The sequence below is a fragment of the Kordia sp. E genome (assembly GCF_056033805.1).
Genome location: NZ_JBRASR010000001.1, coordinates 214,490 through 237,923 on the forward strand (window position 1 = coordinate 214,490; position 23,434 = coordinate 237,923).

Annotated in this window: 25 protein-coding genes; 18 read left to right on the forward strand and 7 right to left on the reverse strand. The window is 32.3% G+C overall.

What is annotated here, in order from left to right; genetic code table 11:
• The first annotated feature begins 20 nt into the window (after window positions 1–20).
• Window positions 21–413, forward strand: coding sequence for an SRPBCC family protein (locus ACUUYC_RS01065; RefSeq protein WP_474262908.1), 393 nt, complete (start codon window positions 21–23; stop codon window positions 411–413).
• A gap of 153 nt (window positions 414–566) precedes the next feature.
• Here ACUUYC_RS01065 and ACUUYC_RS01070 read toward each other — a convergent pair whose 3' ends face one another.
• Entirely contained in the window at window positions 567–1,298 is a 732-nt protein-coding gene (locus ACUUYC_RS01070; RefSeq protein WP_474262910.1) for a biotin--[acetyl-CoA-carboxylase] ligase, read from the reverse strand.
• A 94-nt stretch (window positions 1,299–1,392) separates the two neighbouring features.
• Between ACUUYC_RS01070 and rsfS the strand changes: the two genes are divergently transcribed.
• The 7 genes from rsfS (at window position 1,393) to ACUUYC_RS01105 (ending at window position 6,979) form a co-directional block, all read left to right on the forward strand.
• Window positions 1,393–1,764, forward strand: a complete 372-nt coding sequence (gene rsfS, locus ACUUYC_RS01075; RefSeq protein WP_474262912.1) for a ribosome silencing factor — start codon at window positions 1,393–1,395, stop codon at window positions 1,762–1,764.
• 18 nt (window positions 1,765–1,782) lie between these two features.
• The gene (gene ftsH, locus ACUUYC_RS01080) at window positions 1,783–3,720 is read left to right on the forward strand and encodes an ATP-dependent zinc metalloprotease FtsH (RefSeq protein ID WP_474262915.1); all 1,938 of its coding nucleotides are present in this window, start codon (window positions 1,783–1,785) and stop codon (window positions 3,718–3,720) included.
• Between the two features lie 115 nt (window positions 3,721–3,835).
• Window positions 3,836–4,444: an LUD domain-containing protein gene (locus ACUUYC_RS01085; protein ID WP_474262917.1), complete on the forward strand. Its 609-nt coding sequence runs from the start codon at window positions 3,836–3,838 to the stop codon at window positions 4,442–4,444.
• Between the two features lies 1 nt (window position 4,445).
• Window positions 4,446–5,249: a phosphatidate cytidylyltransferase gene (locus tag ACUUYC_RS01090; RefSeq protein ID WP_474262919.1), complete on the forward strand. Its 804-nt coding sequence runs from the start codon at window positions 4,446–4,448 to the stop codon at window positions 5,247–5,249.
• A complete protein-coding gene (locus ACUUYC_RS01095) occupies window positions 5,239–5,886 on the forward strand; it encodes a phosphatidylserine decarboxylase family protein (RefSeq protein WP_474262921.1) in 648 nt (215 codons plus the stop codon). Before ACUUYC_RS01090 ends, ACUUYC_RS01095 begins: the two co-directional genes overlap by 11 nt.
• Window positions 5,887–6,147: an acyl-CoA-binding protein gene (locus ACUUYC_RS01100; protein ID WP_474262923.1), complete on the forward strand. Its 261-nt coding sequence runs from the start codon at window positions 5,887–5,889 to the stop codon at window positions 6,145–6,147.
• Entirely contained in the window at window positions 6,137–6,979 is an 843-nt protein-coding gene (locus ACUUYC_RS01105) for a lysostaphin resistance A-like protein (protein ID WP_474262925.1), read from the forward strand. The genes ACUUYC_RS01100 and ACUUYC_RS01105 overlap by 11 nt, the downstream gene beginning before the upstream one ends.
• Before the next feature lie 135 nt (window positions 6,980–7,114).
• Here ACUUYC_RS01105 and ACUUYC_RS01110 read toward each other — a convergent pair whose 3' ends face one another.
• Window positions 7,115–9,838 (reverse strand): valine--tRNA ligase, encoded by a 2,724-nt coding sequence (locus tag ACUUYC_RS01110; RefSeq protein WP_474262926.1) that lies wholly within the window; start codon window positions 9,836–9,838, stop codon window positions 7,115–7,117.
• A gap of 191 nt (window positions 9,839–10,029) precedes the next feature.
• On the opposite strand from ACUUYC_RS01110, the gene ACUUYC_RS01115 reads away from it, so the two are divergent.
• Window positions 10,030–10,455, forward strand: coding sequence for a DUF1573 domain-containing protein (locus tag ACUUYC_RS01115; protein ID WP_474262928.1), 426 nt, complete (start codon window positions 10,030–10,032; stop codon window positions 10,453–10,455).
• A gap of 235 nt (window positions 10,456–10,690) precedes the next feature.
• Here ACUUYC_RS01115 and ACUUYC_RS01120 read toward each other — a convergent pair whose 3' ends face one another.
• Window positions 10,691–11,962 (reverse strand): aspartyl protease family protein, encoded by a 1,272-nt coding sequence (locus tag ACUUYC_RS01120; RefSeq protein ID WP_474262930.1) that lies wholly within the window; start codon window positions 11,960–11,962, stop codon window positions 10,691–10,693.
• 227 nt (window positions 11,963–12,189) lie between these two features.
• On the opposite strand from ACUUYC_RS01120, the gene ACUUYC_RS01125 reads away from it, so the two are divergent.
• From ACUUYC_RS01125 to ACUUYC_RS01140, 4 genes are read left to right on the forward strand one after another with little or no spacing between them, the layout of a single operon-like run.
• Window positions 12,190–13,380: a pyridoxal phosphate-dependent aminotransferase gene (locus ACUUYC_RS01125; protein ID WP_474262932.1), complete on the forward strand. Its 1,191-nt coding sequence runs from the start codon at window positions 12,190–12,192 to the stop codon at window positions 13,378–13,380.
• Between the two features lie 33 nt (window positions 13,381–13,413).
• Complete coding sequence (murB, locus tag ACUUYC_RS01130; protein ID WP_474263569.1) at window positions 13,414–14,427, forward strand: UDP-N-acetylmuramate dehydrogenase; 1,014 nt, start codon at window positions 13,414–13,416, stop codon at window positions 14,425–14,427.
• Window positions 14,428–14,454: 27 nt separating this feature from the next.
• Window positions 14,455–15,072: a hypothetical protein gene (locus ACUUYC_RS01135; protein WP_474262933.1), complete on the forward strand. Its 618-nt coding sequence runs from the start codon at window positions 14,455–14,457 to the stop codon at window positions 15,070–15,072.
• A 21-nt stretch (window positions 15,073–15,093) separates the two neighbouring features.
• Entirely contained in the window at window positions 15,094–15,684 is a 591-nt protein-coding gene (locus tag ACUUYC_RS01140; protein ID WP_474262935.1) for a hypothetical protein, read from the forward strand.
• A gap of 88 nt (window positions 15,685–15,772) precedes the next feature.
• On the opposite strand, the gene ACUUYC_RS01145 is transcribed toward ACUUYC_RS01140, so the two are convergent.
• Window positions 15,773–16,549 (reverse strand): tyrosinase family protein, encoded by a 777-nt coding sequence (locus tag ACUUYC_RS01145; protein WP_474262937.1) that lies wholly within the window; start codon window positions 16,547–16,549, stop codon window positions 15,773–15,775.
• A gap of 110 nt (window positions 16,550–16,659) precedes the next feature.
• Window positions 16,660–18,399, reverse strand: coding sequence for a sulfatase-like hydrolase/transferase (locus ACUUYC_RS01150; protein ID WP_474262939.1), 1,740 nt, complete (start codon window positions 18,397–18,399; stop codon window positions 16,660–16,662).
• Window positions 18,400–18,769: 370 nt separating this feature from the next.
• Here ACUUYC_RS01150 and ACUUYC_RS01155 point away from each other — a divergent pair, with 370 nt between their 5' ends.
• The 4 genes from ACUUYC_RS01155 to ACUUYC_RS01170 are packed head-to-tail and all read left to right on the forward strand — an operon-like array spanning window position 18,770 to window position 21,537.
• Entirely contained in the window at window positions 18,770–19,360 is a 591-nt protein-coding gene (locus ACUUYC_RS01155) for a hypothetical protein (protein WP_474262941.1), read from the forward strand.
• Window positions 19,361–19,395: 35 nt separating this feature from the next.
• Complete coding sequence (locus ACUUYC_RS01160; RefSeq protein WP_474262943.1) at window positions 19,396–20,070, forward strand: hypothetical protein; 675 nt, start codon at window positions 19,396–19,398, stop codon at window positions 20,068–20,070.
• Entirely contained in the window at window positions 20,067–20,849 is a 783-nt protein-coding gene (locus ACUUYC_RS01165) for a sensor histidine kinase (RefSeq protein ID WP_474262945.1), read from the forward strand. The genes ACUUYC_RS01160 and ACUUYC_RS01165 overlap by 4 nt, the downstream gene beginning before the upstream one ends.
• A 10-nt stretch (window positions 20,850–20,859) precedes the next feature.
• A complete protein-coding gene (locus ACUUYC_RS01170) occupies window positions 20,860–21,537 on the forward strand; it encodes a response regulator (protein WP_474262947.1) in 678 nt (225 codons plus the stop codon).
• 106 nt (window positions 21,538–21,643) lie between these two features.
• Here the strand turns inward: ACUUYC_RS01170 and ACUUYC_RS01175 are convergent, their stop codons facing one another.
• Entirely contained in the window at window positions 21,644–22,165 is a 522-nt protein-coding gene (locus tag ACUUYC_RS01175; RefSeq protein WP_474262949.1) for a DUF4136 domain-containing protein, read from the reverse strand.
• 109 nt (window positions 22,166–22,274) lie between these two features.
• A complete protein-coding gene (aqpZ, locus tag ACUUYC_RS01180) occupies window positions 22,275–22,961 on the reverse strand; it encodes an aquaporin Z (protein WP_474262951.1) in 687 nt (228 codons plus the stop codon).
• Between the two features lie 251 nt (window positions 22,962–23,212).
• Between aqpZ and ACUUYC_RS01185 the strand changes: the two genes are divergently transcribed.
• Complete coding sequence (locus ACUUYC_RS01185; protein ID WP_474262953.1) at window positions 23,213–23,416, forward strand: membrane or secreted protein; 204 nt, start codon at window positions 23,213–23,215, stop codon at window positions 23,414–23,416.
• Window positions 23,417–23,434 lie beyond the last annotated feature (18 nt).

A 23,434-nucleotide genomic window follows, 5' to 3' on the forward strand; every position in this document is an offset into this window, starting at 1 on the left:
TACCCAAATAAAAATAAAGAATGAATTTAGAAAGCCCAAAAGTTACCGTAGCAAAATCGCCGCAAGAGCTTTACGATTTTTTGACAAATGTTGAGAATTTTGAAAAATTAATGCCTGAAAGTATTAGTAAATTTGAAGTATTAGCTGAAGGAAAGTTTCTTTTTGCATTAAAAGGAATGCCTGAAATAATATTAAAATTAAAAGATAGTACACCTCCAAACAAAGTAGTTTTAGGAGCTGCATCTGATAAACTTCCATTTACACTTACTGGAAATATTTCTGAATTAGAAGCTGGAAAAAGCGAAGCGCAATTAGCATTTGATGGCGATTTCAATCCAATGATGGCAATGATGATCAAAGGACCAATTGGAAAATTTATCAATACACTTGCTGAAAATATGGGCAAGTTGTAAGATTAAATATAACATATAGTTTTAAAAGCTGAATGAAGATATCTTTGTTCAGCTTTTTATTGTTACTATAGTATGAGTTTGATTTATATAAGGTGGATTCCTGCCTACGCAGGAATGACAAGACATTTATGAACCAACGCGAAGCGATCCAACTTAATACAACAACTTAATTTCTTTCAGATCAAAGGCAGCTAACACTTCATCTTCTAACAAAACATTCAATTTTCCATCTTCATTTACACCTTGAATAAATCCCATAAACACATCTCCATCCAATCTCCTAAAGGTTGAAGGTTTATCTTTTCGGAATAATAACGATTCATACTCTGTTTTCAACACGTCAAATGATCGATCAGTAATTAAGCGAGAATACTTTCTTAACTGATCTATGAGTCGTGATAATACTTCATCTAAATCAAAATGTATCCCTGTAATTTTTTTTAAGGAGGAAGCATTTAAGCCAATTTCAAATTCTGTTTGATTCACATTCAGGCCAATTCCAATAATTCCGGCTGTCATTTTGCTATTTTGTATGACACTTTCAATTAAAATTCCACATATTTTCTGACTCTCTGACAAAATGTCGTTAGGCCATTTAATTGCTAATTTTGGAATATGAAAAGATGTTAATGCATTATAAATAGCCAATGAAGTAGCCATACTAATATAGAATCCTTCATCAATGTCCAAACAAGAAATCTTTTTAAAGACACTAAACGTAAGGTTTTTGCCTTCTTCTGAGCTCCATTTTGTTCCCATTTGCCCTTTACCATTAGTCTGTGAAGCAGCTACAACAATCGTAAAGTCTTCTAATGATTCACTATTACTTAACTGACGTAAATAGTTATTTGTAGAGTCAATGGCATCAAGTTTGATTATTTTCATTGTATATTTAAAAATTCTTTAAGTATTCTTTATGTTAATGGTGTTATAAATAACATTTAAAAGTAATACTTTTGTACAAAATATAAATAATTGAATGACAAAAACTGAAGTTAGCACGGATCAATTGATCACGGGCATCATAAAAGGGATAGAAGAAGTAAAAGGAAATAACATTACTATCCTAGACTTACGAGAAATAGATAATACAGTTTGTGACTACTTTATAATATGCAATGGTACATCTAACACACAGGTGAATGCTATTGTAGGTTCTGTTCAAAAAATGGTGAGTAAAGAATTAAAAGACAAACCATGGCACATTGAAGGTGCTGATAATGCAGAATGGGTATTAATGGATTATGTGAATGTAGTTGTTCATGTATTTCAAAAACACATTCGTGAATTTTATGATATTGAAGGACTTTGGGGAGATGCTAAAGTCACTACTATTCAAGCAAATTATTAAAAATTACATTTTAATTTAATGGCAAACGATAACAAGAACACAAATAAAAAACCTAAGTTCAGTCCGTATTGGATTTATGGAATGATTGGAGTCTTCCTTATTTTCCTAATATTTTCAAATGATTCAGGATCGAATGATAAAGTAACATTCTCCAAATTCAAAGAATTGGTAGAATACAACGATATTGAAAAAATAGAAGTTGTAACAAATACGAAAGTTGCACGAATCTTCTTAAAAGAAGGAGCGTCAGAAAAAGATTTATATAAAGATATCGTAAATAAAAAAGGCGGTTTATCCTTTATGGGAGAATCACCCGATTTTACTGTTAAGTATTTAAATCTAGAGAATTTCGAAAGATACCTTGATGAAATTAGAGTCAATAAAAATCTCGATTTTGAAGTTGCATCCGATCAAGAAAGTAACACATTTACAAGTGTTATATTTAGCATACTTCCTTTTATCCTAATTATTGGAGTTTGGATTTTTATCATGCGTAGAATGTCTGGCGGCGGCGGCGCTGGTGGAGGCGGACAGATTTTCAACATTGGAAAATCGAAAGCAAAACTTTTTGATGAAAAAACAGATATAAAATCATCATTTAAAGATGTAGCTGGTTTAGAAGGAGCAAAAGAAGAAGTGCAGGAAATAGTTGATTTCTTAAAAAATCCAGAAAAATATACATCTCTTGGTGGAAAAATTCCAAAAGGAGCATTATTAGTAGGACCTCCAGGAACTGGTAAAACATTGCTTGCAAAAGCTGTAGCTGGTGAAGCAAAAGTACCTTTCTTCTCGCTTTCAGGTTCTGATTTCGTAGAAATGTTTGTTGGAGTTGGAGCTTCTAGAGTTCGTGACTTATTTAAACAAGCAAAAGAAAAATCGCCTGCAATCATATTTATTGATGAAATTGATGCGATTGGACGTGCACGTGGAAAAAATAATTTCACAGGTTCAAATGATGAACGTGAAAATACATTAAATCAGTTATTAACTGAAATGGATGGTTTTGGAACCAATACAAATGTAATTGTAATGGCTGCAACAAACCGTGCTGATATTTTAGATAAAGCCTTAATGCGTGCTGGACGTTTTGATAGACAAATTTATGTTGATCTTCCAGATATTCGTGAACGTAAAGAAATCTTTGAAGTACATTTAAAGCCTTTAAAGAAAGCCGATAACTTAGATACTGATTTCTTATCAAAACAAACACCTGGGTTCTCAGGAGCTGACATTGCAAATGTTTGTAATGAAGCTGCGCTAATTGCTGCAAGAAAAGGAAAGAAATCTGTTGAAAAGCAAGACTTCTTAGATGCAGTAGATCGTATTGTTGGTGGATTAGAAAAGAAAAATAAAATCATTACGCCAGGTGAAAAGAAAACAGTTGCTTTTCATGAAGCAGGACACGCCACAGTAAGTTGGTTACTTCAATATGCTGCACCATTAGTAAAAGTAACAATTGTACCAAGAGGACAATCGTTAGGAGCTGCTTGGTATTTACCAGAAGAACGCTTATTAGTTCGTACCGAACAAATGCTAGACGAAATGTGTGCTACATTAGGAGGACGAGCTGCCGAAAAAGTAATCTTTGATAAAATTTCTACAGGAGCATTGAGTGACTTAGAAAAAGTTACAAAACAAGCACGTGCTATGGTTACGGTTTATGGTTTAAATGATAAAATTGGAAACATTACCTATTACGATTCAAGTGGAAATGATAATGGATTCTCAAAGCCATATAGTGAAGAAACTGCTAAAGTGATTGATAAGGAAATCTCTAATATTATTGAAAATCAATATCAAAGAGCTATTCAATTATTAGAGCAAAATAAAGACAAGTTAACAACGCTTGCAGAATTACTTTTAGAAAAAGAAGTAATTTTCAAAGATGATTTGGAAGGAATTTTCGGGTCAAGACCGTTTGAAAAATCGAACACAAATAACGATTCAGAAGAATAGGTTTTACTTTAACAGATATTTATATTTAAAAAATCTCGATTTATCGCTAGCATACCTCGAGATTTTTTATCTTTACGAAAATATGTCCTAACATTAAAAACCGCATCTTGACTCTATGAGTCTTTTTAAAAAAATTTTTGGTTCCAAATCTAAACCGCGACAGGAAGATAGTTCTGTAGATGAGCGAGGTAAGTACATGCCTCAAATACAACTTCCTACAGATGAGAAATTTACAATAAACTTCAGAAAAAATGGTGGTAAATTCTTATACTGCGATTCATTCACTGACGTCTATAATAGTTTAGAAAATATTCTTATCGAAAACGGTTGGGAAGGTAAAGAAGCACTTTGCTTTGATGAACAATTGCAAGAACGTTTTGACAATTTTGACGTTCGGTTTTCAAAAATCAACATGAATTCAAGTTTTTATCTAGCCTCTTGTGAATACTTAATTGCTGATAACGGTTCTATATTGGTCAGTTCTCATCAAATCAAAGAAAAAAAACTTAACGACTTACCAGATAACTTTGTAATTCTTGCAACAACTAGTCAACTTGTTGGCGCTATTGGTGAAGGTTTACGCGGTATTAAGAACAAATACAAGTCAAATATCCCTAGCAACATCACTACTATCAAGCATTTCCAAGTACAGGAAGAAAAGGACTTTTTATCTTATGGAAGTAGCTCAAAAAACTTATATTTGCTGCTATTGGAAGACCTCTAAAATGAAAGAACTCTTAACGCGATCTTTATCTGGATTAATTTTTATCTCACTATTAATTTTTTCAGTATTCTACTCAGAAACAGCTATTTTAACTGTCTTCGTAATTTTTGGATTGATATGTATGTCTGAATTCAGCAAGCTTATCAACCTTAGAGGATTTATTCAATATATTATATTCTTAGCTATTGTAGGTGTATTTGCATACTGGAAACCGAGCGAGGAAGCTACTATGATCTTATTAGTATTTTCCATATTTGTTTCCTTTTTCTTGATTCAAGATTTATTTACCCGAAAAGTTATTCCGCTATTTCAATTTAAGAAATTTCTATTAGCTACATTTTACATCAGTAGCAGTTTTGCATTCTTATTGTTAATTCCATCTGTAACCACTACCTATGAACCTTATATTATATTAGGAAGTTTCATATTAGTTTGGGTTAATGATTCATTTGCATATTTGACAGGGAAAAACTTCGGTAGACAAAAATTATTTGAACGCATATCACCAAAGAAAACTGTTGAAGGTTTTTTAGGCGGTTTGCTTTTTTCTTGTGTTGCTAGTTATTTTATAGCTAAATTTACCGAAACTTTGAGTTTTAGTAGTTGGCTTATATTAGCAATTATAATAAGTTCGATAGGAACTATTGGCGATTTGATTCAATCAAAATTCAAAAGACAAGCCAATGTAAAAGATAGCGGTTCTATATTACCAGGACATGGTGGTATTTTTGACCGATTGGATAGCATGATATTTTCTGCGCCATTTATTTATTTGTTTTTAAAGATATTACATTATGTTTCATAAAGAAGGATATAAAATTATCATTGTAACATTCATTATTGTTGCAGCTATTGTTATTACAGCAGACAAAATTGATACTGCTTGGATTAAATACTTATTGCAAGGAATTGCAGTTGTATTTTTAATTCTGATTCTACAATTTTTCAGAAATCCAAAACGTACAACTTCAAAAAATGACGAACATGTCATTGCTCCTGTTGATGGAAAAGTAGTTGTTATCGAAGAAGTATTTGAAAAAGAATACTTTAAAGACAAGCGTTTGCAAGTTTCTATCTTTATGTCGCCAATTAATGTACATGTAACACGTTATGCAATTGGTGGTGCAATAAAGTTTAGCAAATATCACCCTGGGAAATTCTTAGTTGCCTGGCATCCAAAAGCTTCTGAAGAAAACGAACGCACAACTGTTGTGGTAGAAAACCCAACATACGGAACCATTTTGTACAGACAAATTGCTGGAGCTTTAGCGAAAAGAATTGTAAATTACGCTGAAGAAAATGATACTGCTGTGCAAGGAGAAGATGCCGGATTTATTAAATTTGGCTCGCGGGTAGATTTATTTCTTCCAATTGATACAAACATCAATGTAAAGCTCAACCAAACAGTAACTGGAGGAATTGACGTAATTGCTACGAAATAGATGAACAATACAAAGTTAGACATAACATTTTATGAAGCTGTTGAACGTGTAAATAGCAGTAAGGAAGCTTTTCCTGCTGATTTTTTATTGCGCCTGTACGCATATTATAAAAAAGCGACTAACAATTATGACAAACCTAGTAGTCGTAGACCAATTATAAATGCGTTTAAAATGAACGCTTTACTTCAAACACAAGACATTTCTCCAGAAGAAGCAAAAACAGCTTACATAGAATTAGTTAACTCATATTTTGAGAAGTAAAAGCAACTTACCTACTTGGTTAAAACTATGCCTATTTATTATTACATGGTTTGGTTTTTTAATTGTTTTTGAAATTATTTCTCAAATCTGGATTCCACAATCAGCGAAAGAAATTGGCGGAATTGAATCATTAGCTCCACAAACTATTTCACGTTTTATGCAACTCGTTGGGACACTGTGTAGCATTTGGGTTTTCACAAAATATGTAGATAAAATCCCATTTGTTTCTATTGGTTTTCAGCTAAAAAACAGTGTAAAAGATATTATTTTCGGAATTGTATTAGGCTTTGCAATTATGGCAATTGCATATTATTCTTTACTTGGCTTAAATGAAATTGTACTAGATTCTTACAATGTTAACACAAAAGGAATTGTGCTTAGTATTGTCTTTTTCATATTGATTTCATTGATTGAAGAAGTTTTATGTAGAGGATACATTTTGGGACAATTACTTGAAACGTCTAATAAATATATTGCTTTGATCATTTCTTCGATCATTTTCACGGCGCTACATTCGTTTAATCCAAATATGGGAACAATTCCTATACTCAACTTATTTCTAGCGGGAATCTTGCTTGGAATCACGTATATCTACACAAAAAACTTATGGTTTCCAATTGCACTTCACTTTAGCTGGAACTTTTTTCAAGGTCCAATCTTTGGTTTTGAAGTTAGTGGACAAGAATTTTATGCTATCATCAAACAAACACGTATAGAAGATAATTTCTTAAATGGTGGAAGTTTTGGATTTGAAGGTTCACTCCTAGCAACTTTACTGATGGTGATTTCTATCTTCTTTATTGATCAGTATTATAGAAGAAAGACTTCTTAGATTGTTAGACTCGTTATATTACTTAGTTCAGCATGAAGCAGAAAAACAAAAAAGCCATCTAAAGAATTTCTTCTCTACATGACTTTTTAAATATTTATAAAGCAACACAAAAATTGAACTGCGCAAAATAACAAATTACTTCAATCCTGCTAAACTTGCTTGTAATGTTGCAATCTTAGCTTCTGAATCAGCCACAATTTTTCGTTGTTTGTTTACCGCTACTTCCGCAGCATTATTGACAAATTTTTCATTGTTTAACATTCCATTTGCACGTTTTAACGAACCTTGAACGTATTCCAATTCTTTGGTCAACTTCTCAATTTCAGCTTCAATATCAATCGCACCTTCCATCGGAATAAAATATTCATTCGATTTTACTCTGAATGATAATGCTCCTTCTAGCTTTTCGTTGCTATAATTGATGCTTTCAACATTTTCAAGCTTTGCAACAACAGAATCTAAAGCTGTTGTAAACTTCTCGTTATTGATAATTGTTAACGAAACTGCATTTTTTTGTAAAATGTTTTTCTCTTTACGAATGGTTCGTATTCCAGACACAACAGTTTGAATCATTTCAAAATTCGATAACAACTCTTCATTAATTTCAGCTGTTTCTGGCCAACGAGAAATTACCAATGCATCTTCTTTCGTTCTAGTTGCCATACGCTGCCAAATATCTTCCGTAAGGAATGGCATAAACGGATGTAATATTTTCAAGTTATCTTCAAATAAAGAAATTACTGCATCATAGGTTTTTTTATCTATTGGCGAACCATATGTAGGTTTTACCATTTCCAAGAACCATGAACAGAAATCATCCCAAACTAATCTGTATGAAATCATCAATGCATCTGAAATTCTGTATTTACTGTACTGATCTTCTAAATCAATTAATGCTTTTTGAAATTTAGATTGAAACCATTCAATAGCAATTTTAGCAACTTCTGGTTGTTCAGCAGTTTCACTTACTTCCCAAATCTGCGTTAAATTGTATGCGTTGAAAATTTTGTTCGCAAATCCTTTTCCTTGCTGACATAAACTTGACGTATAAATCGGCTCTTTTCCAGCTTCTTTCCATGCTGTTATTTCTTTAGGTTTTAAAACCTTTCCTTCTTCATCAAGTTGATCGAAATCGAATAATAAATCGTTTCCTGCGGCAGAACTTAATAATAATCCAACACGTACACCATCGGCTCCAAATTCTTCTATCAATTTTAAAGCATCAGGCGAGTTTCCTAATGATTTAGACATTTTACGACCTTGCTTGTCACGAACTAAACCTGTTAGATATACGTTTGTAAAAGGTTTGATGTCTTTATATTCGTATCCAGCAATAATCATTCGGGCAACCCAGAAAAATAAAATATCTGGTCCAGTTACCAAATCGTTTGTTGGATAGTAATAATTTATTTCTTCATTTTCAGGATTTCTGATTCCGTCAAATACACTTATTGGCCATAACCAAGAAGAAAACCACGTATCTAGCGCATCTTCATCTTGTTTTAAATCGGCAACTGTTAAGTCGTTATTTCCTGTTTTCGCTTTCGCTAGAATTAACGCTTTATCAGCCGTTTCTGCTACAACGAAATCTTCTTTTCCATCACCAAAAAAGTATGCCGGAATTTGTTGTCCCCACCAAAGTTGACGTGAAATATTCCAATCACGAATGTTTTCCATCCAATGACTGTATGTATTATTAAACTTTTTAGGAAATAAGTTAATTTCACTGTCTTCACCTAAAACTGCTTCAATAGCTGGCTTTACCAATTCTTCCATCTTTAAAAACCACTGATCTGATAATCTTGGTTCAATGACAGCTTTGGTACGTTCTGACGTTCCAACTTTATTAATATGTTGTTCCGTTTTGATTAAGAAACCTTTTTCTTCCAGTTCTTTTGAAATTTCTTTACGAACTACAAAACGATCTTTTCCTTGATAATGCAATCCAAAACTATTGAGTGTCGCATCATCATTGAAAATATCAATTACTTCCAAGTTGTGCTTTTCTCCTAAAACTTTATCATTTTCATCATGTGCAGGCGTAACTTTTAGACAACCTGTACCAAATTCGATATCAACATATTCATCTTCAATAATAGGAATTACTCTGTTTGCTAATGGAACAATTGCTTTTTTTCCTTTTAGATGTGTATATCGTTCATCATTTGGATTGATACAAATTGCAGTATCTCCTAAAATCGTTTCAGGACGCGTTGTAGCAATCGTTACTTTTTCATCACTTCCTTCAATGGCATATGACAAATAGTAAAGATTCCCTTGTTTTTCTTCATAAATTACTTCTTCATCAGACAACGTAGTTTTTGCTTCAGGATCCCAATTTACCATACGATATCCCCGATAAATCAAGCCTTTCTCATGTAAATCAACAAATGTTTTGATTACCGCTTCTGACATATCGTCATCCATTGTAAACTTTGTTCTATCCCAATCGCAAGAAGCACCTAGTTTTTTTAACTGATCTAAGATGATTCCTCCGTGTTTATGTGTCCAATCCCAAGCATGCGTTAAAAACTCTTCACGCGTAAGGTCAGCTTTTTGAATTCCTTCTTCTTTTAATTTATTTACAACTTTAGCTTCCGTAGCAATAGAAGCATGATCCGTTCCAGGAACCCAACAAGCGTTGAATCCTTTAAGTCGCGCTCTACGAATCAATACATCTTGAATGGTATTGTTCAACATATGTCCCATATGCAAGACTCCTGTGACGTTTGGTGGCGGAATTACTATTGTATACGCTTCACGTTCGTCTGGTTCAGAATGGAAATAATTGTTTTCCATCCAGTACTTGTACCATTTGTCTTCGATCTTACTTGGATCATACTTTGCTTGAATACTCATTTTTGGTATTGTTTTTGTAATATAGTTGGCAAAAGTACTTATATCTGTACTATTTAAAAAGTGTTTTATCACTTTTGCATTTAATTGTTAAATATGTGCATGTAATACAGATTAGTTTGTATTTTATGAAACAAATTTTGTAAGATTACAAATAAGTACCTAATTTTACACTAATACAAAAAATAGAAATAATGAAAAGAATAGTTACTATATTATTTGTCGGTTTATTTGCCTTTGCTATTCAAGCTCAGGAAAAAACTGCAAAAATCAAGTTTAAGACAGAAACAATTGATTACGGAAAAATTGAAAAAGGTGCCGATGGCGTACGTGTTTTTGAATTCACAAACACTGGAGATGCGCCATTAATCATTACAAGAGTATACTCTAGTTGTGGTTGTACCATTCCGAAAAAACCAGATGCGCCAATTTTACCAGGGAAAACTGGTGTTATTGAAGTAAAGTATGACACAAAGAGAGTTGGTCCAATCAGAAAGACAATTACTGTATATTCTAACGCAGACGAACCAACAAAAGCGATCAAGATTAAAGGAAAGATTATTGATCCTAGTAAAGGAAAAAGTATTATGATGAAAGATAAGTCAGAAATCGAATCATAATTTAAACGATATTTTTAGTACAGAAAAACGCTTTATCAAACGATAAGGCGTTTTTTTATATGATAGATTCATTGAAATTCAATTTGAATAGAAAGTAAATTCAATTCGTCAAGTTAAGAATGACGAACGTAATGTAGTGCATTAATCAATCTGATAGTTTTAAGTTACCTGTAGAACAAGTTTATTATCTAGCTTCTAACAGCGTAAGCGATCTAATAGCGAAGCGTTCTTTATTTTAAAGAACTTCCTTCAATCGGAATTCAAAATCAAATAATATATTATTACGATTTACTTTCAGTCGTATCTTTTTACCTTCTTTCCCTTCCAACATTCCTGTCACTCTATCAAGTGTATATTTGTGTACATAACGTCCATTAATAGATATAATGACATCACCTTTTATTAAACCTGCATGTCCTGCGGGAGAATTTTCTCGTACTTCTGCAACTTCAAATGATTTTACGAGGCTAAATTTATTGTAATGTTCAAACACAATACTCACTTCCCCAACTGCACTTGCACTTCTACTAGAACCAGGAGTTGTTTCAGTACTACTACGATTTACAACTTCAGATACTAAGCGCATTCCGTTGTGTTGAAGTTCAATTCCACTCATATTATAACGAAATGGATCGGAATAGAAACGGCTTTTTCGCAAGCGAATTCGTTTATTTCCATAATCCATTATTACTCTAAATCGTTTTAAAATTTCACCGCCAATACTTCCGTTTCGCTCTTTAAAGTTTTTCACATATACAATTGCTGTAGAATCGGGAAATGCAACTTTTGCATTTTTAAACGAAAAATCGCCCATTGAAAACTTTTTTACACGAGATCGTTTTCCATAAATGCTTCCGCTCAATCCTCTTCCAAGGTAATCGACAAAATGTTTTTCAGGAACATCAATATTAAGTCCTTTTTCTTCAAATAGCCATAAAGCGTCACTTCCGCCAGAATCTATTAACAATTTTACAGGAATTTCTTTTCCATCTTCTATGTTTACACTAACATCTATATATGGCTTACTATGCCTAAAAGTAAGTGGAAGATCTACACATTTTCTACATGATTTATATGTATATGTATCTGGGTTATGTAGTTTTATTTTTGAAGTGCTATAGTTAATTTCAACAATAAAATCTTTAAATACATCATAGCCGATTATTCCATGAACAGGAACACCTAAGCGTGTAGACATATTAATTTCTTCATCTAAAATGATAAACAATTCTAAATTTGTCTTTTCAATATTTTTTATTTTGAATGAATCAGATTCTGCACGAACTGCAGAAATAGTACTTCCCGAACCCAATCCACGAAGTTCTATTCGTTCCCGTTGTTCAATTTCGAGTGAATCGCCAGGATTTAAGTTAAATAAAATTGGTTTATTTACACCTGAATCTAATAAAAAAGACATTTCAACACCATTTATTTCTACAGGAATTAAAATTAAGTTATTAAGTAATTTAAAAGGTACTGTAACTTTATCTTTTCCTTCAGGCATCATAAATTTATACTGAGCTTGCGCAAAGCTAACGATACATAGAAAGAATAAAATGATATGTTTTTTTACTGTAATCAAAATAATAAAGGGAGTTTGGTAACATTTAAATATACGAAATTTAACATAAATCCCTATATATTTCACATTTTTTAACATTGTTGAAAATGTGTCTAATAATGATATAAATTTAAAATATATTTCGCAATTTTGTGTTTCTAAAAACCAAGAGTATGCCAACTATTTCCAACAAAGGAATTGCAATGCCACAATCGCCAATTCGTAAATTGGTTCCGTATGCAGAAGATGCTAAGAAACGTGGGACAAAAGTGTATCATTTGAATATTGGGCAACCAGATATTAAAACGCCTAAAGTTGCGCTTGATGCAATTAAAAATAATGATCTTGAAGTATTAGCGTACAGCAGATCAGAAGGTTCTGAAGAATATAGAACTAAAATTGCAGCATATTATGCAAAGAATGATATTCATGTAGCTGCTACCGACATTATTGTTACTACAGGCGGAAGTGAAGCATTATTATTTACTTTTGGAAGTATTATGGATGCTGGTGACGAAGTGATTATTCCAGAACCATTTTATGCTAATTACAATGGTTTTTCTACTGCTTCTGGTGTCAAAGTTGTTCCTGTAATTTCGAAAATGGAAGACAATTTTGCATTGCCTCCAATTGAAGAATTTGAAAAGTTAATTACACCAAAAACAAAAGCAATTTTAATTTGTAACCCTGGGAATCCAACAGGTTATTTATATTCAAAAGAAGAAGTTCAAAAATTAGCTGCTATTGTAAAAAAGCATGACTTATTTTTAATTGCTGATGAAGTATATCGTGAATTTGCTTATGATGGTTTGGTACATTATTCTGTAATGCAAGAAGAAGGCTTAGAAGAAAATGCTATCGTGATTGATTCTGTTTCAAAACGTTATAGCATGTGTGGCGCACGTATTGGATGTATTGTTTCTAAAAATGAAGCATTTATGGCGACTGCGTTAAAATTTGCACAAGCTCGATTATCGCCTCCAACCTATGCACAAATTGCAAGTGAAGCTGCTTTAGAAACTCCTCAAAGTTATTTTGACGACGTAATTGAAGAATATGTAGAACGAAGAAATACGTTGGTTTCAGAGTTACAAAAAATAGATGGTGTTCGTGTAGCAAACCCAAAAGGAGCTTTTTATTGCATTGCCGAATTGCCTGTAGAAAATGCAGATGACTTTGCACAATGGTTATTAGAAAAATTTGATTATAATGGTGAAACAATTATGGTAGCACCAGCAGCAGGTTTTTACTCAACGCCAGGCATTGGACTAAACCAAGTACGAATTGCGTATGTATTAAATAAAAAAGATTTAATAACTTCCGTAACAATTTTAAAAGAAGCGTTAGCACAGTACAACGCTTAATTTTTACATTTTAAAACTCAAAAATCATACGTGATTACAATACAACATAATGTTTCCCTCAAAAAGTTTAACACGTTTAGCATTGATGCAAGAGCGAAAAACTTTATCACTATTACAAATATATCTGAACTCATTGTTGCTTTACAATTAGAAGAGTTTTCAGCCTATTTTATACTTGGTGGCGGAAGTAATATGTTGCTCACAAAAGATATAGAAACGCCCGTTTTACATATTAATAACAAAGGAAAAAGAGTTGTATATTCAGTAGAAAACGAAGTTCTTGTAGAAATTCAAGCTGGTGAAAATTGGCACGAATTTGTTCTTTGGTGTATTGAAAACGATTTTGGCGGCGTTGAAAACCTATCATTGATCCCTGGAAACGTAGGAACTTCTCCAATTCAGAATATTGGTGCGTACGGCGTAGAACTAAAAGATACATTTGTTAGTTGTTCTGCTATTGATATTGAAACACAAGAGCAAAAAGTATTTAAGCATGCGGATTGTAATTTTGGGTATCGAAATTCAATTTTTAAGCAGGAAGTAAAAGGCAAGTATATTATTACTTCGGTCGTTTTCCGATTGACAAAGAAGAAACATACGTTGAATACTTCCTATGGCGCTATTCAGCAAGAATTAGAAAGTAATAATATTAAAAATCCAACGATTAAAAACGTTAGTGATGCTGTGATTGCTATTCGCGAACGCAAACTTCCAAATCCAAAAGAAATTGGAAATAGCGGAAGTTTCTTTAAAAACCCTGTGATTTCAAAAGCTAACTTTGATATTTTACAAAGTATACATTCAACTGTTCCACATTATGTAGTTTCAGACACTGAAATTAAAGTTCCGGCTGGTTGGCTTATTGAGCAATGTGGTTTCAAAGGAAAACGATATGGAGACGCGGGTGTTCATAAGAATCAAGCATTAGTTTTGGTTAATTATGACAATGCAACTGGTGCGGAAATTCTAGCTTTAGCCAAAAAAATTCAAGCAACTGTATTGGATAAATTTAATATTGCTATTGAAGCTGAAGTAAATGTGATTTAATTCAGTATTCAAAATTAAAAAAGTACAATGTTTAAATACATACTTACACTTATAACATTTTTACTTACCACAGTTTGTGTGGGACAAGTACATGGTGAAAAAGAATTTCAAGAATGTGAAATAGTTTTTAAAGACAGTACTGCGTTTTCTGGATTTTGTAAAATTACAAAAAACAACAGAATCTTATTTTCGATGGATCGCGACAGCACACCCAATATTTGGGATGCAACAATGGTAAAAAGTGTTCGCCTTTATAGAAGTCAGCAAGATCAAGTATTAGAGTATTGGAAAATACATAAAAAACGAAAACCAAAACTTATAGAGATCATTATTTATGGAGATGTTATGCTATATGTACGAACTACAAAAAGACGAGTAAAGGATCCCAAAAAAACGATTATTGAAAGAACTACTCGTAAAGATTATAAGTACAAAGATGCCGTTATTGGTTATTATCTGAAAAGAAAAAAAGCAAATGAACTTTTTCCAATTAAATTATCGTGGTCTTACAAAAACTGGAAAAGAAAAATGATCGAATTTTTTAAAGATTGTCCATTACTTGTAGAAGATTTAAAAGCAGATCTATATGATAAAAAATCAATTAGACAATTAGCAGAAGATTACAATTTGTATTGTAAAGAATAACAAGAAAACTTTAAAAAACGCATGTTAAAATATATTATTCTTTTCCTATGCTTTACAGGAATTAGCGTTGGTCAAAATCAAAAATGCGAATTAGTATTTAAAGATGGAACAACCATTGAAGGATATGGAAGTTTAACGAAAAAAGATAGTATCAAATTTCGAATTGATCGAAAAAGCAAATCTGATGTTTGGGGAAATGAAAATGTACAGCGTATTACATTTTTTGGCTTTGAAAAAACAGAAGTAACATTTGAATATGTAAAAGCGCAATGGCAACGCAAACATGAATTGATGGAAGTTGTGGTAGATGGAGAAATAAAACTATATGGGAAATCTAGCACTCGCTGGACAACACCAACAGTGAATTATGGTACCAAAGGAAATGAGCATAGAGTTAGTCAAAAACATACTGATTTTACACTTTTTCTTAAAAAGCCAACACAAGAAAAAGTAATACAAGTTTCCACTGGTTTATTTAGTGGTTGGAAAAAGAAAATGCTCACTTATTTTAAAGACTGTATTGAAGTAACCGAAGGAATTGAATCTGGAGAATATAAATCAGGTGATATGAAAAAACTAGTAGAAGACTACAATTTGTATTGTACAGAATAGTTTTTCAAATTTACTTTACGATTAAAATTTTATAAAAAGTACACCTCAACAGAGATGTACTTTTAGTTTTATATAATAATACTAAATCTTAGCCTACATAGGTATATCCAAGATTCTCTGTATTTAATACATCTGTAGTTTTTAATGTTGCTTCTTCATCGTTATTAAATGGTTCTAAACTCGCATTTAAGACCGAATTTGGCATGCCCGATGCTCCAAGATCTTTTCGTTCTGGTTGCTTTTGCCATTGACTCCAAAAACGATCTAATTGACAATGCGTAAACCAAAAGATAGGATCATACGCAGTACAGTTTGTGTCTGCCGATGAGCCGCCTAAGTACATATGACTTGCAATATCTGCCAAATAGATTTCTGTACCAAAAGTAACAAAATCATCAGATTTCAGGGCTTTACTAGCTAACGCAAGTGCTGAGTTTAGCAATTCATTATTTGGTTCATTATTCCTAAAGGTGTATAAAGGAATTTCATATTCCGCCCTGTAAAATGGATTTGGTTTCTTTTCACCTTTTTTCTTGGTTTTGTAATACGGATCTGCCAATAATGGAGGAATTCCTTCTTCTCTTGCAGTTTCTGAAGTATAGTCCCAATATGGCAACATAATCAAAGGTTTTGCATTTGGAACAGCATTTTGAAGTGCCTTTTCAAAGTCTGCAAAATAGGCTCTTGCCCATGGTAAAAAAAGCATATCATTTCGCATATAGTGACCATCTTTGATGAGAATGCCTGCTTTTTCTTGATATACACGATTTTTATACAATCTTGTAAATGCTTTTCGCAAATTTGATATTTCTTGTTCTGAAAGATCGTATACACTTTTCCGAACGTGAACGGTTTTTTTCTTCATATTGCTAGTTTTTAGTAGTAAATGATCATGAGAATGAATGTCTTTTTTTATACTAAATCTTCAAATAATAAAAATAACATCATTGAGGATTTAATATACGATTTTATGTACTATGCCTTTTCTCCAGAAATTTTTGGCCAAACAATAGTATTTGGCATCGTTCCTTTTTCAATCATTACTTTTGTTAATAGTTCATGTAATTTTTGGCGCTTTTTCATTAGTGCAGTCTTTTTAATTTTATCTTTTTTAGAACTGTTATAAAGTTTTATCACTTTCTTGACATCTTGGAATGCTAGATTATATCTTTCTTCAGGATCGTTGGTCATATCATACATTTCATATTCTATTTCTTGCCCATAATTAGGATCGAAATACACCGAATATTTCCATTTTTGATTGCCTTTCACTTGTATGATAGAACGAATACGACAAGCGCCCATATCTTGAGGTGTATCACTTTGAATATAACTATCATCAAATGTGAAATGAACATGATTTTGTACCGTTTTTTCAGGATTTTCTAAAATTGGCACTAGACTCTTTCCTTGAAATTTATATTTTTTAGTATTCACGCCTGCGATTTCTGCTATTGTTGGCATTAAATCAATCAATCCTGCAAAAGATTCCGTGGTTTTACCTGAGAACATTTTTTTATCTGAAAGATGAGAAAATATCATAGGCACATTAATCGTTTGTTGATATGCATTGAACATTTTTTGACGCATCATTCCATGCGACATTGCCATATCACCATGATCACTCAATCTAATAATTAATGAGTCTTTTGTTTTTGGGTTTTTTTTCAGTGCTTTCAAGACTTTGTTTATTTCCTTATCAACAACGGCAGTTAGATGCGCATAAAACTTCACATAATTAGTAGCAACTTCTTTAGTATTGATCTCTCCGAATCCTTGTAACAATCCTTGCCAAGTAGTCTGAATTTTTGGCTTCGTATCTAATTTTTCGTTCCACGTTGTTGGCAGTGTAACATTTATATCTTTAAAATCATCGTTTTTGTATCCACCAAGTTTATATAAAGGTGGATTGCGAGGTGTACCATCAGTAGAAGTCATAGTTTCATTTCCTGGATACGACAATACATCATGTGGGTTTACAAGCGAAACTACTAAAAATAAAGGTTTGTCATCCTTATAGTTTTTAATGTATTCTTTAGCACATGCTTTTAATCTTTCGGCTTTGGACTCTTCTAAACTCATTCCTGGAAGTTTTTTACCATACAAAGCACTTTGACCTTTACCATCTACAAAACGACCGTCATTATTAAATCGTCCGCCACCAAAATTAAAAATATTAGCATCGTCTCCAGCATCAGGATACGTCCATTCTTTAACGCCATACATCGCATCTAAATGTGAAACATCTTTGGACGTCCAATACAATTGATTGACATCTGGTTTTAATGGCCCTACTCCTTTTTGTTTAATAAACTGTGTAGGTTTGCTTATATGCCATTTGCCTTTATACGCAGTAGTATAACCAGCATCTTCCATCATTTTGAACATATTGTCCATATTGTTACGCAATTGCCCTTGCATTACCTGTGTATATCCTTTTGGTGGATTTTCTTCGTTGTAAGGATCATCAAAAGCTAATACTTGCGTTGCACCATGCGTAGCAGGAAAAGTCCCTGTAAAAAGCGTTGTCCGACTCGATGTACATGTACATGAATTGGTAAATGCATTGTTAAACGCAAGTCCATTCTTTAGTAACTTATTCATTGCCGGCAAATTATTTTTAGCCCAAACTTCATCCCAATTTTGTTTCCAAGTTTGCTGGTCGGAGATAATGAGAACGATGTTTGGTTTCTTAAGACTTTTTAGTTTTGTCATGGCTTTTCGTTTTAGTTTTTAAGGGAATCATGTTAGAAGTAATAATGATATGATTCTGTAACAAATGTCTCTAAATTAATTACATGATTTTAGCGTGTATGAGCTTGTTTTGTAAAATCAGGTTAAACTACTTGGTCATTTTCGCACACTTTACAAAGCTGTTATTTCTCTGACTATAAATACATTATATAAAAAAGTCACTTTTATTTTAGAAGATGAATCGTCGGAGTGATTTTTCACAAGAAAACAACAGGCAATTTGACGTAAAATACTAGGTAGTTCAACCTGTTTTGGGCTTGAAACCATTTTTATAGCATGTTTCTTCCCTATCTTCAACATGAAAAATGGATAAACCCTTAAACTAATTATTATGAAATCAACTATTATATATGCTGTTGTATTTGTGCTGGCATTCACACTAATTGTTTCGTGCAATCAAGAACAATCTTCAAAAGAAATAAGCACAGACTTAACTAATATTTCTTGGACTCCTTGTAAAAATCTTGAAGATTACGGAGAACATGAAATAAATAAAGATTCAGCAGAGACAAGTTTAAAACTGTATAAAGATTATATAGATAGAGTAAAATCTTGTCTTTCTCCACAAGACTCAAAAGATTCAACTGATTGTGAATTTCTTGATAAAAATGAAATATTAAATTATGGCTCTGAAGTAGATTTTGATCTCTTACTACAAGTTTTGTCGGAACGTAAATTAGACTGTTCTCATAAATTATTTTTAATGAATGGAATAAGACCAGTATTTGATGATGATAAAAAAATAATTGAAGGTGAATTTGTTACCGAAATTATATTTGTTCATGAAGAAGTTACAACAACCACAACAGATGCAAAAACTAGTAAAGATGTAATAACGCATACGTATTTTGATTTTACGCGGCCTTGTCCTAATGGTTGCCCAAAAGGAATACTTGGAATTGAATACCCAGAAATTGACTAACTTAAACAAACTATATAAACACAGAAATAAATCTAATGGATACAAACGCTACATTAAATAGTATTTACTTTCATACTGCAAATAGTGCATTGTTATTTTTATGTATTAGTGTAGCGTTTTGCATTTTCCATCGAAAAAAGTTAAATGTTCCGTTTCAACGATTATTCTATTTTCTAATTTGGAATCTTGCTATTGAAATTTCGGCAATCATATTCACGAATTTAGAATATAATAATTTGCCATTATTACATCTGTATACGTTGGGCGAATTTCTTTTACTTTCATATTTCTTTAAAAGCTTACTTAACAAACCTATTTTTTTAAAAAGAAGATTTTGGTATTTTATCATTGTTGGAAGTCTTTTTATCATCAGCAATTCTATATTTTTTCAAAGCATTTTTGAATTTAATAGTTATGCCAAAACATTTGTTCAGGTAACAATTATTGGATATGCCGTATTGTATTTTTATAACCTCATTGATAATCAATCATTTCCTCCTCAAATATCTAAAAGTTTGCGCCTTATCAATTCGGCTATACTTATCTATTATTCAGGAAGTTTATTTATATTTATGTGCGGCAATATCTATTTAGACAATGAACAAATATATGTTCCGTTTTGGCTTTTTAATGCACTGTTAAACTTTCTTTTTCAGTTGCTTATCTTAGTAGGATTATGGAAAGTATTTTTCAGGAAAACAACTTTATGATATTTATAATCATTGGCATATTAATTATGCTAGCGTTTGCGATGGCATTTGTGCTTTTTGTAAACTACTCGCAAAAAAAGATGCTCAAAGAGCAAATGCGCGTTCAGAAATTAGATTATAAACATCAGGAAGAATTATTACATGCTACCATTTTAACACAAGAGAAAGAGAGGAATCGAATTGCACGCGATTTACATGATGAAATAGGTTCAAAATTGAATGTGATTTTCCTAAACATTTGTCGCTTAAAAAAGTTTGGTAAAGAGCATGAAGAAATAGATGTAATTACGAATGAAGTCGAAACAGTGATCCATACTACCATAGATTCAATCCGTTTTATTTCGCATGAATTATTGCCGCCAACATTAGAAGAGTTTGGATTGGCAGAAACGATTAGAGAATTACAACACAGTTACAATTTGGCTGGTGATGTTCAGGTTGATTTCACTACTGTAGAAGATACAATTCCTATAGAAAATTCGTTAATCGAATTGAATCTTTTTAGAATCATACAAGAACTCATAAGTAATTCAATACGACATGGAAAAGCAACCGAAATTGACATTGTTTTACATTCAGAAGAAGCTTTTATAAAGCTAACGTATCAAGACAACGGAATTGGTTTTGATAGTTCTAAAACAACACATAAAAAAGGACTTGGAATGAAAAATATTGAAAGTAGATTGCGAATCATCAACGCAACATATCAATTGAATTCTTCCGCAGAAAACGGTACAAACGTAGTTATTGAATCAGTTCCAATACGCACCAAAGTTTAATACATTAATTATGAAAATCATTTCAATTGCCATTGCAGACGACGAAGCATTATTCCGAAAAGGAATGAGTTTACTATTGAATGCGTACGAAAATCTTCAAGTAGATTTAGAAGCCGAAAATGGAGTCGATTTGTTAGAAAAATTAGCCAATTGCGAAACAGTACCTGATATTTTATTGCTCGATTTAAAAATGCCTGAGATGAATGGTATTGAAGCAGCAAAATTAATTCAAAAGAAATATCCTCAATTAAAAATCATTGTGATTTCTACACATTTTAGCAGAGCTTTTATTATTAATATGATTGAATTATCGGCAGTTGCATATTTGCCAAAAAATTCGCAACCAGAAGAAGTTGTAGAAACTATTGAAGCTGTCTATGAAAAAGGGTTTCATTACAATACAGAAGTATTGGCTATTATTAGAGAAAATATTATTTCAAAGAAAAAGCCAAAAGCGCAATTTTCAGTAGAGCTGACTAATAGAGAAAAAGAAGTATTACAACTAATTTGCGAACAATATACAGCACCAGAAATTGCCGAAAAACTGTTCATAAGCGCGCGAACCGTAGACGGACATCGCAATAATCTATTGTCAAAACTAGATTGTAAAAATGTTGCTGGATTGGTTGTGTATGTTCTACAAAATGAATTAATAGACATTCATTCTATTAAACTAAACAAGAAGTAAACTCAGTATTCAGTATTCAGTATTCAGTATTCAGTATTCAGTATTCAGTATTCAGTATTCAGTATTCAAAATAGAAGACTCACTACTCAATTCTAATAACTCATAACTACTTTTTCGGTGGATATTTTTCCAATACTTTCAATAAGATTGATCTAAAATATGCTTCGCGTTCTTGTGGTGTTACATTTTCTTTATAATAACCTTCAGCAACAGCTTGCCAAAACATTTCGTCTCTTCTAACATCTACAAAGTCAAAGATTAATTGTTGATTTAACTTTGAAGTTCCAATTGGCAATCCAATAGAAATTCCGCCACCAGCACTACGTCCGCCGCCACCAACGCCAACACCTACAGTACTATTTTGATTATTTTCAAAAGCACTAACCATTATATTAATATAAAAATCTGGAGTAGCAGTTTTTGTAAATCCGCGGGATTGTAAAATAGAGTCCGTTTGTCTTAGTAACCGTTTTGTATCCAATTCATTTAAACCTGATTCAAATTCAGGATAAAAATTATACGATTTATATGCTGAGAAATCTAGCTTCGTATCATAATCATACACAACTTTTGGCGCTGAACATCCAACTACTAAAATCAACATACACATCATTCCTAAATACTTCATAGCACAACTTTTTACATTAAAAAATCTATTACAAGATATCAAAAATTATTCCATAAAAAATCCTGTTTCATGGGAAAACAGGATTTTTAAAATTATACAAGAATGTTATCTACTCTTTATCAAATAATGCTTTATGAATAAATCCGGCTACAATTGCTCCTAATATTGGTGCAACCCAAAACAACCAAGTTTGTGGTAAATAATCTCCACCAGCAAATAACGCCTGACTTGTAGATCGCGCTGGATTTACCGAAGTATTCGTAATTGGAATACTAATTAAGTGAATCAACGTTAAACATAAACCAATAGCAATTGGTGCAAATCCTTTTGGTGCTCTTTCATTTGTACTACCGAGAATTACCAACAAGAAAAATGCTGTCAGTAAAAATTCAGCAACAAATGCAGACATCATGGAGTAGTTATCGGGCGATAAACTATCATAACCATTTGCGGCAAAACCACCAATATCTGTAACGCCTTGTTTTCCTGTAAAAATTAAATACAAAGCTGCTGCGGCTAAGGTAGCTCCAACAAGTTGCGAAACAATATACCCTGGCAAATCTTTACCTGAAAACTTTCCTCCTGCCCAAAGTCCTATAGAAACTGCTGGGTTAAAATGTCCGCCTGAAATATGTCCAACCGCATACGCCATTGTCAGTACAGTAAGACCAAAAGCTAATGAAACTCCAACAAATCCAATACCTAAATCTGGATAACCTGCGGCAAAAATTGCGCTACCACAACCTCCAAATACAAGCCAAAAAGTTCCAAAAATTTCTGCAAAATACTTCTTCATAATTGTTATATTTAAATGATTAGTTAGCTCAATATAGAGAAAAAACCTTCGCAAAGCATTTTAACTTACTAACAATTAAATAACTAAAATGCAGTCATATTACTGTTTTATCACTATTTATCACTTGTAGTCTCTCATTTATTTTTCTTTACAATTGTTAATATATTATTCAAATATTCTTACGCATCAATCTTGTAAAAAAACCGTATCTTTGCAGCAGATTTATTGAGTATAGAAAAAATCACAAGGTCATGAAACTCGCATTATTAACAATTGGTTTATTATCATTAGGTGTTGCAGGAATTGCAATTAAAATTTGGGCAAAAAAAGACGGAAAGTTTGCAGGAACTTGCGCAAGTCAAAACCCAATGCTAAACAAAGATGGAGACGCTTGTGGATTTTGTGGAAAAACTCCAGATCAATTTGATTCATGTGCTGAACCGCAACATCAGTAGGCTTTTTGCTTTCTCCCA